Below are 15,091 nucleotides of genomic sequence, written 5' to 3' on the forward strand. Positions count from 1 at the left end.
TAATAATTTAGAATTCGAAGGGTTCAATGACCGATAACCGGATTATAAATTGTTATTTTGCAACCTAAACGATGGCAGCTGCGGAACAAATTAAAAGCCTGATTAAGTCTTTTGGTGATGGGGATGATACCCGTTTCTACGCAACCGCTATGCAGATTGCTGCCGCTGAAGCGCGCAAAGGGCACACCACCCTCGCCGACGATATAAAGAAGCTGATTGACAACGCAAAAACCGGCAAGAATAAAGCAGGTATTGTCCGTAATCTTCCCGTTAATGCAGCGCAAAAGGAACTAAACGATCTTTTGGAACTTGTTCATCCGGAGGTGAGGTTGGATCAAATGGTGCTCGCTCCGGGTATTGTTGCCTCCCTTAAAAGGATTTTACAGGAGCAGAACAAGCTCGAACTTATACGCCAGCATAACCTTCAACCCCGTAAAAAATTGTTGTTTACCGGTCCTCCGGGTTGTGGGAAAACAATGTCGGCCAAAGCATTAGCCAGTGAGCTGTCGATCCCGTTATTTATTATCAGGCTTGATGGTCTGATAAGTAAATTCATGGGGGAATCCATTGCTAAATTAAGGCTGATATTTGATGCAATGCACCAATTTAGGGCCGTTTATCTTTTTGACGAATTTGATAGTATTGGTACGAGCCGTACAAATAGTAACGAAGTCGGGGAGATCAAACGCGTGCTCAATGCATTTTTATTGCAAATCGAAAAGGATGATTCCAACAGCCTGGTTATTGCGGCAACTAATCTTCCGGAACATCTTGATCCGGCACTCTTTCGCCGCTTCGATGATATCATATCATATAAGCTTCCGGAAGAAAGGGAAATCCGATCACTCTATGACCTGCGTTTGAACGAACTAAACCTGATACAGGAATTTAATTTAGATAGAATTGCCCGCGAATCTTTAGGGCTTAGCTATTCGGATATTTCAAGGATATGTGAGGACCTGGCAAAAGAAGTGTTGATTTTTGGGATGAGTGAGGTTTCAGAAGAGCTATTCCTGGAAAATATCAGGCAGCGCAAGAAACCGTACTAAACCTTACAGCATATGCCAGAATTTTATCGTGATCACATATTACTTGTTGAGCACACAGAATCAATGCCCTACACTTCGGTTAATCAAGGCCGTAATCCCGTATTTCCACGCACTAATATTGATAGGGTAGAACAAGGTACCGCCGTCAGGGAAGCATTTCAGACTGCGGTTGCAGATTTTTTGGATACTGCACCGGACGATGAATTTATTTATGTCGTTTTTACCTCGGCAGCAGGCTTTCTGCTGGATCTTGATAAGATGAACACCCGCAACCATCGGGTAGCCAACTACAGGAAAATTAACGAAGACCCGGAAGACGAAACCTATGAGGCGACGGTATATCTCAATAAAAAAGCGATAGGGCAATTTTTGGGAAAAATTGAACAGTATATAAACGAAAATACCTGGGCCGGAAATCCTAAGAACCAAACGTTGATCGCAAATATTGACAAGATTAGGGCAGCAACTTTGAGAAGCTTTTGGATGGAACCGGAACTTCCCTTTCCGGGAACGCGGGAAGATATTTGGTGGGAGGTATGGCTAAGCCGCGATTTATCAAGAACGGCTGAGGAGCAATTAAAGGCTATTTATACAATATTCGAGTTGAGTGGCGGCTTTCAAATTGGTGCAGGCCGGTCCATTATATTTCCGGAAAATATTGTTTTTCTTGTAAAGGGGACGGGCTTAAATCTGGCCGTTACGCTACTTTATACAGACGAGTTGGCCGAATTACGTAAGCCAAGAAATACCGCTGATTTCTTTACTTATCTTGATAAACCTGAGCAGGCTGCCTGGATTACCGACCTATTAGATCGTTTAGTGATAGATAACGCGCAAAACCAAGTTTCCATTTGCCTGCTTGATACCGGAGTAAATATTTCGCATCCGTTATTAGCTCCATTGATACCGGAAGGGCACATTGATGCGATCAATCCTGCATGGGGAAATGCTGACAGTAATCGTTTGGGACACGGAACACCAATGGCTGGACTGCTGTTATACGGTGATTTAACTGATGTTTTAGGTGAATTTCATGAGGTTAGAATTTATCATCATTTCGAAAGTGTTAAAATCCTGGAAGGCGCCCAACAAAATGACCCGGAATTATTTGGCGCGATTACGCAGGAGGCCGTTGCACGAGCTGAAATAATTAATCCAAATTTTAAACGGGTTATTTGCATGGCAGTTACATCTGATCTTCTTGTTCATAGAGGACAGCCATCATCATGGTCCGCCGCAATCGATCAACTTTGCTTTGGTGAAGTGGATGAACCCAATACGCAAACTCTTTTTCTTGTATCTGCAGGCAACGTGCCACTTATCAGCAGAATTGATTACCCGGTTTCAAATCAAAATGCTACGATAGAGGACCCAGCTCAAGCATTTAATGCCTTGACTATCGGTGCTTATACCATCAAAGATAAAATTGATTTGGATGCTTTCCCCGGTGCGACACTTTTGGCGGAACATGGCGATTTATCCCCTTCAAGCACAACCTCATTGACCTGGTTTACAGAATGGCCACGCAAGCCTGACCTGGTTATGGAAGGCGGTAACCACGCAATGCATCGCGGAGGATTAATTGACCCTGATTCGCTCCAACTACTATCCACTGGCAAGGGAGGGTTGATGCGACCATTGTTCACCACATTTGGTGATACAAGCGGGGCAACAGCTTTAGCTGCAAAGTTTGCTGCTGAATTGTATACTATCTACCCGGATTATTGGCCGGAAACCATCAGGGCTTTAATGGTGCATTCCGCCGATTGGACACGCGCGATGACCGGAGGACACCCGGTTGAACACCTGCCACCGATGCATCGACAAGTCCTCGTTGCAAAGGTTGGATATGGCGTGCCTAATTTCCAACGTGCCCGTTTCAGTGCTAATAATTCACTTTCCCTTGTTATACAACGCACGTTGAGGCCATACAAATTCGAGGAAAGTCGCGTGAAAACAAATGAGTTTCATCTGGTCGATCTTCCCTGGCCAAGCGATATCCTCGCGGAAATGCAAAATGCTCCTGTTAAACTCACTGTAACCCTATCTTATTTCATCGAACCCAATCCAGGAGCACGCCAATATGGATTAGCAGCAAGTTATCGTTCACACGGGTTGCGCTTTAAAATGAAGGACACCTACGAAAGTGATGAAGGGTTTGCTGCCAGAGTAAGCAAGGCCGCAAGAGACGAAGACGAAGAATTTATTAAAGAAGGTGCTGAACACTGGATATTAGGCAATCAGGTCCGCGATAAAGGTTCTCTTCATAAAGATATATGGCTGGGAACAGCTGTCGAATTGTCTACCCGAAACAAGATTGCGGTCTTCTCAGTAGGGGGCTGGTGGAAAACCAGGAAGTTGCTGAAACGATATGACAATGATGTAAGGTATAGTTTGATAGTAACAATTGATACACCTGATAACGGAATTGATATTTATACGCCGGTTCAAATCCAGGTACCTGTTATTTTGTAGCTACCAGTCCAACCTAAAATTGTTATTAAGTGGCAGGCGTTTTAGTAATGTAGTTATTGGATTCAATAAAAATCGTCTGATTATTTTCCTGCCAAATATCCCTATGAAACTTTTTTTTACTTCTCTGGAATAATTCGAGAATACACTTGCCGGTATTATCTTTTGTATTTTTTCTTATTTGTTAAGTTATTGATTGTTAGTTATCTATTTCTTATTGGATGCGTTATAGACTTTAGCTTAGTGTAATAAACTCCTTGCTTTTTTGAAAGGGGGTGAAAGGTTTCTTTCACCCCCTTTCACTGTTTTAGTATTGTCGGTTTCCCTTGTTTTGTCACCGTAATCACTGGTAGCGTTGTCATTATGGCCATAACCAAACAGTCGAGTTCTCCAGCGATGAAAGTTATTTGAAAGGCAGGGACAAAACATTATCCGGATAGCACCCGGAAATTCCGCGAAGGTGAGCGTAAAGCCGCAACAAACCGAAAGCGCGGAGGCAGGCGCAAGCCCGGTTCGTAGAAGCCGACGTGAGTAGTCCCGATTCATATATACCGGCAGAACAGCAATCACGGGCTCGCTGCCCGCTGCCGGCACCAACTAATGTTCAAGGTTAATTATCAATGCTTAAAGATTAATTATGTCAAATTTACTAACTGCAAAGGAAATTAAGGAACAGCTTTCGCTTGTCAATCTTTTGGCCCGCCTGGGATTTCACCCTGTTCCGAAAAAAGGGAAAGAAAAAATGTATATCAGCATGATCCGGGATAATGACGTCAATCCTTCGTTTGCTGTAAATGATGACCTCGGTGTATGGTTCGACCATGGCATCGGCAAAGGAGGGAACATTATTGATTTCGGACTTATGTTCTGGAAGAACCTGGATTTTAATGGAGTGGTTAACAGGCTCCAGAACCTTTGCTCACCGGATGCAGTCCCGATTAGGGAGAAACGCCCGCGAAAGCAGACAAAAGCCTACCATGTAGTTGAACGGGTTAGACCGATCGGCAACCACCCGGCAATTACAGATTATCTTAAGAGCCGCGGCGTTTACGAAATCGCCAAGTTCTACCTCAGCGAGGTCTATTATTATATGGAGGACGAAAAGAACGCCCGAAAGCATTATTTCGCAGCTGGCTGGCTCAATGAACAACAATCGTGGGAAGTTCGCAATCGTTACTTCAAAGGTTGTATGGGGCATAAAGCCATTACATTTATTCCGGCTCATGAGAAAAATGCAGCCGTTTTTGAGGGTTTTATTGACTTTCTAAGCTGGCGATTTGAGAACCCAGATGCCTCGCATTCTATCATCGTATTGAATACGCTGTCGCTTTTAAAGCAGGGGATCAATAAGGCCAAGGCATTTTCTTCTCTTGATGTATATTTTGACAGGGACAAGGCGGGTGTTCTCGCGACCCGTGAGTTTTTGAAAGCCTTGCCTTATGCCACAGATCGTTCGAAAGTTTATGAGGAGTTTAATGACTATAATGACAAAATCAAGGCCCTGTTGAAGATTTCCGGACAAGATCATGAACGAAACCGTAGCGAAAGATCGCTCTCATCTAACGGATATGGCCGGTGATCCTAAATCCTTCTTGTTCCGATATCCAGATCACTTACAGGAGTTTGATCCGGAACCCTTCCACCTTACGAGCGTTCATTCAAATACATAAGCTTAAATTCCGTTGTTTTCGCAACGGCAAGATGTCTTTTTGTTTCACAAAAAGTCTCTTGCCCTTCCAGGGAGGATTTAAAAAATTTCGCGACTCAATTTTTCTATGGTTGACTTTAAGAAGCTGAACGGACGGCCGAAATTAGAGGAGGGGAGACGCACTAATTTCATTAATGTCAGATTCACTGATGATGAATATAAGGAGATAACCGAAATAGAGCAGCAGTTGGGCATTTCAAAGACAGAATTGATCAGGATGCGGATTTTATCCGATGCAAAACAGACAGTGATCAATGCTAAAGAACTAATTATATACCTGGACGCTGTAGGGGCTGAAATGGGGCGGATCGGCAACAACATTAACCAATTGGCTAAACACGCCAATACACTCAAATTAAAGGGAGCCCTTAATCCTATGATCATTGAACAGTTTAACCGCCTTTTCGAGGAATATATTCAAGTTCAGCAAATACTTGAGGCGGCACTTCGGAAGATCATCCGGACTATGGGAAATTAAAGATGTTCCCTGACTTAAAGGTGATGGCACCCAATGCCCCCATTTTTACAATCCATCCAAGCACATCCTATTTTAATGATCATTTTTGAACACATACGTTGTCCGCTGCATCGATACACTTTTTCCGTTAAGCCCATTCGTAATTGGGTGGAGCGCTCCTGTGAAGGAAATGTTCTGAATCTTTTTGCCGGTACAACCATATTACAAGTTGAGGAGATACGTAACGACCTTAACTCCGAAATGCCGGCTGATTTCCATATGGACGCACTGGAGTTCCTGCGGAGCTGGAAAGGCCGCAAGTTTCAAACGATCCTGCTTGATCCGCCCTATGCTTACAGAAAAAGTATGGAGTTATATAAGGGTATAGTTTGTAGCCCATTCAGGCAACTCAAAGATGCCGTTGCACTTTGCCTGGAACCGGAAGGTATTGTGATCACATTCGGTTACCATTCTATTGTAATGGGAAAGGGTAGGAGATTTAACCTCGAAAGGCTTGCACTCTTCAGTCATGGTGGGGCTATCCATGATACTATTGCCAGTATCGAAAGATTTTCTCCTTTGATAGAACCAGGAACTACTCGGGAATAGCGGTTATGCCGATGCGCTGACAATAAGATATACTGATAGACAGATCGCCTGTTATTCAGATACGCAGATCATCTGGTACTGAGTTCAAACAATACTAAGATATTCTGATATTACCTTACACTGGAACAAGGATGTCCTGATAGCCGGTTACTCCGGTATTCGGATACCAATGCAGCCAGAAACGCCGATAGCCAGTTATTAAGATATACAGATCATCAGGTATCCTGATCAAACGATACACGGGTACACCCTTATTACTTTATACAATTATAGGGATCACTCGTTTGCACGTTACTACTTTACAGAGATATGCGGGTATCAAGATGTTTGGATGCACGTTTACAAGATTATACCGATAGCCGGGTAAACTGATACACCGATATACGGTTATAGCGTTATTCTTTCTTCTCCAATCTGTCAACCTATGATCGCCCGCATTCTTGAAAAACCTTCCAGAACTTTTGCCGGCGTAAAATATAATACCAATAAGATAGACCGGAATACAGGAGAGTTGATGCTTATCGCAAATTTTGGAGCCATACAGGGACTTAGTAACCCGCGGCCGCGGGATCTGGCCAATTATCTGCTGATGCTGTCCGCTCAAAATAAGGGAATCAAAAAAAATACACAGTTTCACGCGGTCATTTCGGCTCGAGGACGAAACTACAGCAAGCAGGAATTGACAAAAGCGGCCGTGATGTGGCTAAAGGAAATGAAATATGGCGACCAGCCGTACCTGGTCGTGTTCCATAAAGATACCGATAATCACCACGTCCATGTTGTCAGTTCACGGGTAGGCAAGGATGGTAAACAAATCGACCGTGACTATGAACAGGTGAGGGCCGTCAGAAGCATAGACAAGGTTTTGGGTTACACCTTTGCCATGCAATACAGCTTCAGTACCCAGGCCCAATTTTATATGATTTTGGAGAACCAGGGTTTCCTTGGACGTGACTATATCAATGAAAAAAAGCTGCAGCAAAAAATAAGTTCCTATACACCCGATAAGGTAAGGATAGCAGAACTCAAAGAATTGTTAATTGCTCAGAAAACTTCACCGGATTTTGTGCAGCAGATGAGAACACAATATCAGATCGACCTGATATTTCATTCCGCCGAAGGGAAAAAACCTTATGGCTATACTGTTATTGACCATGCTACCAAACAAGTTTTTAAGGGTAGTGAAATCCTGAGCCTGAAATATCTGCTGGAGGATAATATGGATTTTGAATCCGCATACCAACAACCGGAAATTGATCTCCATGATTATCTGGGCCAGGACGCCATTACGTATTATTCTGAATATGTACCGGAATGCGTTTATATCAGGCCCGTCATGATTTCCGACGATATCGACGACCAGCAGGTGCTTGGCATGAAACGCAAAAGACAAAAGAAAGCGAGAACTAATACCCGATAAGGGATAAACCCATGAAGAATTATGATCTGTTTATTTGGCAACCAAAAGGGTGGCGTAGGAAAAAGCACGCTCACCGTCCTATCAGGGAACTACCTGAGCCTGGCTAAAGATTGGCCGGTAACCATTATTGATATGGATTATCAGCAATCCATATCCCAGAAATTTGAAAAGGCAAAAGTCCTGGAGAATGAAGAGCCTTATGATGTAATGGCCGCAACACTGGAAACTTTTCCATTACTGAGTAATGTACTGACTAAAAGCAAGAAGGATGCGATACTGATCGATTTGCCTGGTAAATTGGATGATGATGGGTTAATCCCTGTTTTTAAATGTGCTGACCTGGTGATCTGTCCTTTTTCTTATGATGAATTCACATTTGAATCGACTGTTTTATTTGCCGTTGTACTTAAAAAGGTCAATCCAAAAGTAGAAGTGGTTTTTATTCCCAACCGGATCAAAGCGAATGTCAAGTTTGAGATCATGAGCGAGGTGAACGAACAACTGTCCAAATTTGGCAAGATCACCGCAGCCATACCCGATCGTATTGACTTTCAAAGGATCACCACCTTTCAAACGCCCTTATCCCTTTACGGCGTAATCACACCTGTATTCGAAGAAATATTCGCCGACCGATTATGGAAAAAATAAAATCATTAGCAGACCAGCTACGTGAAAAAATGGTTAAACCGGGTGGCGGCTATCAAAGTATAGGGGACGAAGTCCATAAAAAGGCCACGAAAAAGGCAGATAAAATCATTGAATCCACCATACTCAAAGCCTTGATCGCCTATGATAACAGTAATAACAAAAACATGGTGCACGTCCGCTTTGATAAGCAAACCGCCGATATCATGAATAAATTTAAAATGGCGACTGGGGTAGACGTGACCAAATTCGTTGCCTTCGCTGTAAAGCATTTCTTCGATACCTATCCTGAATTGAAGACTATTATTAAACAGTACATACAAAACACAGACTTATGACCTGGATAAAATTTACACTATGGCTGCTTGGTATTTATACCAGTTATTATGCAGCCCTGATCATTTGGGATTGCCTGCGCACCAAACGCGGAGATACCGGAAATGATCAACATGAACTCACTTTTGTGGAAAATATTGAACCCATTAAATCACAAGTAGATGAATCTATTTTAAACGGAAAGGAATCATCAGTTGTTTTTTCAGGGGGTGTCAGCCTCAAGCAGATGTTCAACCTCGCCCGCGAAGAGTCGGTCGAGTACACCAAAGCCGTTAGTTTTTAGCATATGAAATTTTTCCTGACAGCCTGGTGCAGTTTGCTAACGATGATAGCGGTAGCTCAGCCCGGTATAACGGATGGTTCTTTGGCGCAGGCCAAACAGGACCTTTCTTCATCGTTTTTTTCAGCCTTTGATTTTGCCTTGGTATTGGCCCTTTTACTGGGCTGTATGGGGGCATTGAAAATATACCATAATTGGCAAATGGGCGAAAAACGCATAGATGCAGTAGTTGCTGCCTGGTTTTTCGCTGCCATCTTTATGATCCTTTCGGGTCCTTTTTTACGGGCATTGTTCGGAATCTGAATACCTGTTTTTTTTAATAATGCTTCTTCCCAAGAAGTAATAAAAGATTTCCGTCTAAATTATCTTCAATAATGACCTGCTATAGGTTTAACTGTGCAGTTAAATACTGCATTCCCTTTGGGTGAATTTTTAGGGGCGCTGTTCGTGATCTGAACGCTCTTTTACCATACATGACCATCTCCCTGGTGGCCTTAAAAGATCTCCGCCTTTATTTTTTCTCCCTTTTAATGTTTATAAAAACAAAAAAGTTATGGGCCGCAGCCCTATTGCTGGCCTTGTCTATTCCTGTGTTTGCGCAAAGCGGCGTTAACGGCCTGAACACAGCAACCTCCACCTTAAAAACCTACATAGCCCCGGTAACCAATATCACACTGGTGATCGGCGGTATTGTCGGTATCGTTGGTGCCATCCGTGTCTACTCGAAGTGGAACTCGGGTGACCAGGATATCAACAAAGAGATTATGGGGTGGGGCGGCTCGTGCGTCTTTCTCGTGGTTTCCGCGTTGGTGATCAAAGCTTTCTTCGGCTTATAATGGCCAGGAAGTATCCTGTATATAAGGGGTTGCAACGACCCCTTATATTCAAAGGCTTCAAGGGCAAGTTCATTTACTGGGGCTTAGCTTCACTTTTAGCGGGACTTGTTTTTGGGGCCTTAATCATGTCTCTGGTCAATATGTGGCTTGGCGCCATGGTATTGATCGGCTTTATTGTCGGTGGCCTGTTCTTCACTGCAGGCAAACAAAAAGGCGGCCTTCATTCCAAAAGCCGCACTTCAAACATTTACATCCTTAATCGTTATGGGCGTAAAAACCTTGTTTAGCATTCCCTATGCAGGAGTGGATAAAGATGATGAATACGATCTGCTTATAGGCCTTAATGGCGAATGCTCAGTCGTTATCGAATTAGTAAACCCCATTATCCGTTATTCCGCGTATCCAGCGGGATATGAAGAGTTTCACCATCTGCTCATCAATGTTGTTAAAATATTAGGCGATGGTTATCTCCTGCAAAAGCAGGATATCATCAGTAGTTCATCCTATAAAGGACCGCCTGCCACTGAATACCTTCAAAAAAAATATAATGCCCATTTCGAAGGGCGGGAATGTTTGAAGGTCTCTACCTATTTAACTATAACGCGCCAGGTCAAAAAGGGTGCGTTTTACGTTTATGATGCCCGTGTTCTACGGGATTTCAGACAGGCTATAGGTAAGGTATTGGACATATTGCCATCTGCAAAGGCTTTGAATAAAGGCCGATTGAACCAACTGGTATTACAACTGCTCAGCATGGACTTTGGCGGGTCCAACATTGTACTGGATAATCTTGCTCCCTCGGAAACCGAGATCAGGATGGGTGAAAGGTCAGTACGCAGTATTAGCCTCGTCAATATCGATAACATCGATCTGCCGCCCGATATTTCCACACACATTGAATTAAATGATAAAGAAAGTATGCGCGGGTTTCCGGTGGACTTCCTGTCGTTCCTGTTTAAAGTACCCGGTGTCGATGTGATCGTTTACAACCAAGTCATTGAAATACCCAACCAGGTTGCAACGCTCCGAAAACTGGAGCAAAAAAGGAAAAGACACGCCGGTATTCCCGATCCTGCCAATCAATTGTGTGTTGAGGATATCGACCTTCTGTTGAATGATGTCGCCCGAGAAAACCAATTGCTGGTCAATTGCCACTTTAATATCCTGGTAGCTGCACAAGCCAACGCTATCCAAAAGGCGGTCAATTTTGTAGAGAGTTCACTTTTTCAGCTGGGCATTATTCCAAGCAAAAACGCTTACAACCAACTGGAGCTCTTTCGCACTGTACTGCCGGGAAACGGAGTAGAGCTAAAGGAGTACGATTGGTTTCTTACCACTTGCGATGCGGCCGTTTGCTTCTTCTTTAAGGAATCACTGCCCAAAGATGAACCTTCCGATTTCCTGATCAGGTTTACCGACCGGCAGGGTATTCCCGTCGCGATCGACCCGTCTGACCTGCCCATGCGTACGGGGCGTATCAGCGCGAGAAATCGCTTCATTTTAGGCCCCTCAGGTTCTGGTAAGAGTTTTTTGACTTGTTCATTGATAGAAAGTTACATGATTTATAATATGGATATGGTGATCGTGGATACGGGCCATTCCTATTCAGGGCTATGTAAATATTATCAGGGCAAATACATCACGTACACCGATAAGAAGCCCATTACCATGAATCCCTTTCAGATCACTGAAGCGGAGTACAATGTTGAAAAAAAGGACTTTTTGTGTACGCTGATCGCCGTTGCCTGGAAAGGAGCTGAAGGGATATTCAGCCCCGTAGAACGGGATGTAATCGCAAACGTGCTCTCTGCTTACTATAGTAAATTCTTTGCCACCAGTGGAAAATTGAGCTTCAATACTTTTTATGAGTTCGCGTTGGAAAAAATACCGGAGATAAAAAAGGAAGAGAAAATTCCTTTTGACTTTGATGAGTTCAGGTACGTGCTAAAGAAATTCTACAAAGGTGGTGAGTTTGCAGCTATTCTGAACAACGAAACAGATAAATCCCTTTTTACCGAACGCTTTATCGTCTTCGAAATTGACAGTATAAAAGAGCACAAGGTTCTCTTTCCGCTCGTCACGCTCATCATCATGGACGTGTTCATCCAAAAGATGCGTTACCGTTCTGACAGGCGCAAGACCTTAATTATTGAAGAGGCCTGGAAAGCGATCGCAAGCCCGCTCATGGCGAACTATATTTTATACCTCTACAAGACGGTCCGTAAGTTTTGGGGCGAAGCCATTGTTGTAACGCAGGAGCTCGGCGATATCATCGGAAACGCCGTCGTTAAAGACAGCATTATCAATAACTCAGATACCATCTTTCTGCTCGATCAGACCAAGTTTAAAGATAATTATGACCAGATCGCCTCTCTGCTTTCGATTAATGAAACTGAAAGACGTAAGATTTTTTCCATCGGCCAGCTCGATAACACTGAAGGACGGGGAAGATTCAAAGAGGTCTATATCCGCCGCGGAGCAGTTGGGGAGGTATATGGCGTAGAGGTATCGCTTCACCAATACCTTACTTACACTACAGAAAAACCAGAGAAGTCGGCGGTAGAAAGTTATACCAACCGTTTCGGTTCTTACCCGGATGGCCTGGACGCCTTCGTCAGGGATTTTAAAGAAAGCGGTAAATCCTTATCTGCTTTCATTTCACAGGTTAATCAAAATCAACAATCATGAAGAACTACTTTATCAAATGGCCATTATTAGCTATAGTTTTTTTAATAGGCCGTTACAGTACGGAGGCGCAAACATTGACCGTCGACCCGGCTGTATCCGGAGCAATCGCTATCAACGCGGGTGTTATTAACGGTCAGTTGAATACTACTAATGACAAATTAAACCTGATTCAGAAAGGCCAGCTGGCCGTCAGCGGGCAACTTGTAATTGTCAACAACCTGCAAAATAAGATTTACCAGGGTTTGAGCCAGGTCGCATCAGTGATCAATAACCTGTCAACCATAAAAGAAATAGCAGAATGCGGTTCAGATATTATCAGTGATGTGGAGTCATCGGTAAAACTGGCCAAGTCCGACCCTGTATTATTGCTATTTGCAGAACAGGGTGCCTGGGACTTTGAAACAAGGGCCGCCATACTTGCCGCGGACGTCAGCGCATTTGTGCTGAAAGGCGGAAAAGATAATCTCATGGATTCCGGCGAAAGGGGGAAATTACTCAATCATATTGCCGATGAAATGCGCATCCTACGGGGAATCGCCTACGGCATGAGCCGGGCTATGTACTGGGCGAAGATCAACGGCATTTTTCGTTCACTTAACCCATGGGCCGAATGGCAAAACCAGGATATCAGGATTGCTAATGATGTTTTAACGAACGCTAAATACCTGAAGCAATGAAACACGAAGTCATTATGATCTGCCCGCCATGGAAACAGTACCGTATTTACAGAAGAGCGCACAGGATACTGACTGATAACATATCTCCCAAAATGCTGGAAGCCATGCAGGCCTTTCAGTTCCTGGGGGATTGCCTCGAACATCTTACGTCACCGGATCATATCGTTTTCATATGGGTTACCGAAAAGTTCACGGAGGAATGTAAAGATTACATGAAGCGTTTGGGCTATCAGTATCATCAGTATTTGCTATGGCACAGGCCAAAGTGGAAAAGGGGAGCCTCAAAAGAGGTGTTAGAATATCTGATGATTTATTATAAAGGCGATTTATTTTCATCGGCGATAACCTTCCCCGATCCCTTAAAGTCGCCATTTACAGCAAGGGTTAAAAACAGGAAGCATAAACCGGGGGATGCTTATGCTTTAATAGAAAGCTTATTCCCAAACAGATCCAAACTTCAGGTTTTTGGCTCCACATGCCGTCCCGGCTGGAATGTGTTCCAACATAAATAATGGAAAAAAAAACGCTTATGAAATTAATACTATTGACTGTGGCGATCCTGGTTGCTTTTGGCAACAAAGTCATAGCCCAGAAAAAAATACTCGACATTCCTGCCCTTCACCAACTGGTGGATGAATCCGAATCCGAAAACAAGCTGCAGGTGAAGGCAAAGAACCAACAGGCTTTAACAACAGCAAATGAACAGGCAAACCTGACCTTGTTGAGTAAAACAAAAGCCATGTACCGAACTTTACAACAGCGGTATAATATCCTCAGCACTGCTATTAATATTGCAGATATCGGTATATATGCTTCTCCGATGGTCAGCCGGATTATCAGCAACCAAGGCAAAATCGTACAATTGGTTCAGAAAAATCCGGCCTTAATTGTTATCGGATACCAATCTGCTTTGCAGTTTGTCACACAAGCGAAAAGCCTCATGGCCTATGTCACGGGCCTTTCCCTATCACTTGGAGACGTCAATCAAATGAAAGCATCCAACCGGAAAATGCTTTTTGATTATGTGATCTCTGAACTGAGCAATATTCAGGACCTGTCCGGCAATATGCTTAACATGATGCAATACTCCGGCCTGGCCTCACTGTTAAGAGCGGCCAATCCTTTTCAGAATTTTGTTGATGCGGATAAGTCTATCGGGCAGGATATTATTCAAAACGCTAAATACCTGAAACAATGAAAAAAAGAATCCCTGGCCTCCTTATACTTTTCGCCCTTTACTTTTCCTTTCCCTTAATTGCGCAGGAATACGTCATCGACTACCAGCATCTGATCGCGGTTTCGCAAAACGCTGCTGTAAGGAGTGGGGCGGAGCTTACTCATGAGCAGTATCTCGGCAAGATCAATAATAATATCAATGACCTTAATACCAATGTTGGCTCAGTGGTACTTGCCCAGACCATGATCTACGAAGGGCTTTCCAATGTAAACTCTGCCTTAAAGGATGGGCTTGCGGTCAAGAATATAGCTGTCATCATTGCCGATATGACCGGTTACATCAACCAAGCCCTGGTGATGGCGAAAAACGAACCGTACCTTTTGACATTTGCCGGCAATATAGCCGCCGAAATGCGGACAAGATCCCTAACGCTCGTTGGCGATGTTTCCGGTTATATACTTAAAGAAGGAAATAATGTCATGGCGGATTATAATTCCCGTGACCAGTTACTGCGCAAACTAATTACCCAACTGCAAATACTGGACGGATTAGCCTATGGTGCCTGGAAATCCATGTACTGGGCGAAACAGCGGGGCATTATCGCGTCAGCAACCCCATTTGCGGGCTGGGTCAATCAGGATAAAACCTATGTCAGCCAGATCATTCAGAATGCTAAATACCTGCACCAATGATGATGGCTCCGAGGGCGTGGTATGATCTCTGAATGTCATTTAAAA

General features: G+C 43.6%; 17 protein-coding genes. All 17 read left to right on the forward strand.

Annotation, left to right across the window (positions count from 1 at the left end; all coding sequences use genetic code 11):
- The first annotated feature begins 71 nt into the window (after positions 1-71).
- Entirely contained in the window at positions 72-1,049 is a 978-nt protein-coding gene (locus MusilaSJ_RS25110; protein ID WP_274987503.1) for an AAA family ATPase, read from the forward strand.
- A gap of 12 nt (positions 1,050-1,061) precedes the next feature.
- Positions 1,062-3,524: a S8 family peptidase gene (locus tag MusilaSJ_RS25115; RefSeq protein WP_274987504.1), complete on the forward strand. Its 2,463-nt coding sequence runs from the start codon at positions 1,062-1,064 to the stop codon at positions 3,522-3,524.
- 634 nt (positions 3,525-4,158) lie between these two features.
- The gene (locus MusilaSJ_RS25120) at positions 4,159-5,100 is read left to right on the forward strand and encodes a DUF8464 domain-containing protein (protein WP_274987505.1); all 942 of its coding nucleotides are present in this window, start codon (positions 4,159-4,161) and stop codon (positions 5,098-5,100) included.
- A 196-nt stretch (positions 5,101-5,296) separates the two neighbouring features.
- Positions 5,297-5,707: a plasmid mobilization protein gene (locus tag MusilaSJ_RS25125; RefSeq protein ID WP_274987506.1), complete on the forward strand. Its 411-nt coding sequence runs from the start codon at positions 5,297-5,299 to the stop codon at positions 5,705-5,707.
- A gap of 147 nt (positions 5,708-5,854) precedes the next feature.
- Positions 5,855-6,295 (forward strand): hypothetical protein, encoded by a 441-nt coding sequence (locus MusilaSJ_RS25130; protein WP_274987507.1) that lies wholly within the window; start codon positions 5,855-5,857, stop codon positions 6,293-6,295.
- A 424-nt stretch (positions 6,296-6,719) separates the two neighbouring features.
- On the forward strand, positions 6,720-7,715 hold the full coding sequence (locus MusilaSJ_RS25135) for a relaxase/mobilization nuclease domain-containing protein (protein WP_274987508.1): 996 nt from the start codon (positions 6,720-6,722) through the stop codon (positions 7,713-7,715).
- Between the two features lie 21 nt (positions 7,716-7,736).
- Positions 7,737-8,363: a ParA family protein gene (locus MusilaSJ_RS25140; protein WP_274987509.1), complete on the forward strand. Its 627-nt coding sequence runs from the start codon at positions 7,737-7,739 to the stop codon at positions 8,361-8,363.
- Entirely contained in the window at positions 8,351-8,698 is a 348-nt protein-coding gene (locus tag MusilaSJ_RS25145) for a hypothetical protein (protein WP_274987510.1), read from the forward strand. Before MusilaSJ_RS25140 ends, MusilaSJ_RS25145 begins: the two co-directional genes overlap by 13 nt.
- The gene (locus tag MusilaSJ_RS25150; RefSeq protein WP_274987511.1) at positions 8,695-8,979 is read left to right on the forward strand and encodes a hypothetical protein; all 285 of its coding nucleotides are present in this window, start codon (positions 8,695-8,697) and stop codon (positions 8,977-8,979) included. Before MusilaSJ_RS25145 ends, MusilaSJ_RS25150 begins: the two co-directional genes overlap by 4 nt.
- A 3-nt stretch (positions 8,980-8,982) precedes the next feature.
- On the forward strand, positions 8,983-9,279 hold the full coding sequence (locus MusilaSJ_RS25155) for a DUF4134 family protein (RefSeq protein WP_274987512.1): 297 nt from the start codon (positions 8,983-8,985) through the stop codon (positions 9,277-9,279).
- A 170-nt stretch (positions 9,280-9,449) separates the two neighbouring features.
- A complete protein-coding gene (locus MusilaSJ_RS25160) occupies positions 9,450-9,812 on the forward strand; it encodes a DUF4134 domain-containing protein (protein WP_446725125.1) in 363 nt (120 codons plus the stop codon).
- Between the two features lie 125 nt (positions 9,813-9,937).
- The gene (locus tag MusilaSJ_RS25165) at positions 9,938-10,099 is read left to right on the forward strand and encodes a hypothetical protein (protein WP_274987513.1); all 162 of its coding nucleotides are present in this window, start codon (positions 9,938-9,940) and stop codon (positions 10,097-10,099) included.
- Positions 10,077-12,500 (forward strand): TraG family conjugative transposon ATPase, encoded by a 2,424-nt coding sequence (locus tag MusilaSJ_RS25170; RefSeq protein WP_274987514.1) that lies wholly within the window; start codon positions 10,077-10,079, stop codon positions 12,498-12,500. The genes MusilaSJ_RS25165 and MusilaSJ_RS25170 overlap by 23 nt, the downstream gene beginning before the upstream one ends.
- Positions 12,497-13,177, forward strand: a complete 681-nt coding sequence (locus MusilaSJ_RS25175; RefSeq protein WP_274987515.1) for a hypothetical protein — start codon at positions 12,497-12,499, stop codon at positions 13,175-13,177. Before MusilaSJ_RS25170 ends, MusilaSJ_RS25175 begins: the two co-directional genes overlap by 4 nt.
- On the forward strand, positions 13,174-13,689 hold the full coding sequence (locus MusilaSJ_RS25180; RefSeq protein WP_274987516.1) for an MT-A70 family methyltransferase: 516 nt from the start codon (positions 13,174-13,176) through the stop codon (positions 13,687-13,689). The genes MusilaSJ_RS25175 and MusilaSJ_RS25180 overlap by 4 nt, the downstream gene beginning before the upstream one ends.
- On the forward strand, positions 13,689-14,375 hold the full coding sequence (locus MusilaSJ_RS25185; RefSeq protein ID WP_274987517.1) for a hypothetical protein: 687 nt from the start codon (positions 13,689-13,691) through the stop codon (positions 14,373-14,375). Before MusilaSJ_RS25180 ends, MusilaSJ_RS25185 begins: the two co-directional genes overlap by 1 nt.
- A complete protein-coding gene (locus tag MusilaSJ_RS25190) occupies positions 14,372-15,046 on the forward strand; it encodes a hypothetical protein (RefSeq protein ID WP_274987518.1) in 675 nt (224 codons plus the stop codon). The genes MusilaSJ_RS25185 and MusilaSJ_RS25190 overlap by 4 nt, the downstream gene beginning before the upstream one ends.
- The last annotated feature ends 45 nt before the right edge of the window (positions 15,047-15,091 follow it).

The organism is Mucilaginibacter sp. SJ (assembly GCF_028993635.1).
Taxonomy (GTDB): domain Bacteria; phylum Bacteroidota; class Bacteroidia; order Sphingobacteriales; family Sphingobacteriaceae; genus Mucilaginibacter.

What these genes read in the sequence shown, in the direction of transcription:
- MusilaSJ_RS25110 (WP_274987503.1), top strand. Translation starts at nt 72, where the DNA reads ATGGCAGCTGCGGAACAAATTAAAAGCCTGATTAAGTCTTTTGGTGAT.
- MusilaSJ_RS25115 (WP_274987504.1), top strand. Translation starts at nt 1,062, where the DNA reads ATGCCAGAATTTTATCGTGATCACATATTACTTGTTGAGCACACAGAA.
- MusilaSJ_RS25120 (WP_274987505.1), top strand. Translation starts at nt 4,159, where the DNA reads ATGTCAAATTTACTAACTGCAAAGGAAATTAAGGAACAGCTTTCGCTT.
- MusilaSJ_RS25125 (WP_274987506.1), top strand. Translation starts at nt 5,297, where the DNA reads ATGGTTGACTTTAAGAAGCTGAACGGACGGCCGAAATTAGAGGAGGGG.
- MusilaSJ_RS25135 (WP_274987508.1), top strand. Translation starts at nt 6,720, where the DNA reads ATGATCGCCCGCATTCTTGAAAAACCTTCCAGAACTTTTGCCGGCGTA.
- MusilaSJ_RS25140 (WP_274987509.1), top strand. Translation starts at nt 7,737, where the DNA reads ATGATCTGTTTATTTGGCAACCAAAAGGGTGGCGTAGGAAAAAGCACG.
- MusilaSJ_RS25145 (WP_274987510.1), top strand. Translation starts at nt 8,351, where the DNA reads ATGGAAAAAATAAAATCATTAGCAGACCAGCTACGTGAAAAAATGGTT.
- MusilaSJ_RS25150 (WP_274987511.1), top strand. Translation starts at nt 8,695, where the DNA reads ATGACCTGGATAAAATTTACACTATGGCTGCTTGGTATTTATACCAGT.
- MusilaSJ_RS25155 (WP_274987512.1), top strand. Translation starts at nt 8,983, where the DNA reads ATGAAATTTTTCCTGACAGCCTGGTGCAGTTTGCTAACGATGATAGCG.
- MusilaSJ_RS25160 (WP_446725125.1), top strand. Translation starts at nt 9,450, where the DNA reads ATGACCATCTCCCTGGTGGCCTTAAAAGATCTCCGCCTTTATTTTTTC.
- MusilaSJ_RS25165 (WP_274987513.1), top strand. Translation starts at nt 9,938, where the DNA reads ATGTCTCTGGTCAATATGTGGCTTGGCGCCATGGTATTGATCGGCTTT.
- MusilaSJ_RS25170 (WP_274987514.1), top strand. Translation starts at nt 10,077, where the DNA reads ATGGGCGTAAAAACCTTGTTTAGCATTCCCTATGCAGGAGTGGATAAA.
- MusilaSJ_RS25175 (WP_274987515.1), top strand. Translation starts at nt 12,497, where the DNA reads ATGAAGAACTACTTTATCAAATGGCCATTATTAGCTATAGTTTTTTTA.
- MusilaSJ_RS25180 (WP_274987516.1), top strand. Translation starts at nt 13,174, where the DNA reads ATGAAACACGAAGTCATTATGATCTGCCCGCCATGGAAACAGTACCGT.
- MusilaSJ_RS25185 (WP_274987517.1), top strand. Translation starts at nt 13,689, where the DNA reads ATGGAAAAAAAAACGCTTATGAAATTAATACTATTGACTGTGGCGATC.
- MusilaSJ_RS25190 (WP_274987518.1), top strand. Translation starts at nt 14,372, where the DNA reads ATGAAAAAAAGAATCCCTGGCCTCCTTATACTTTTCGCCCTTTACTTT.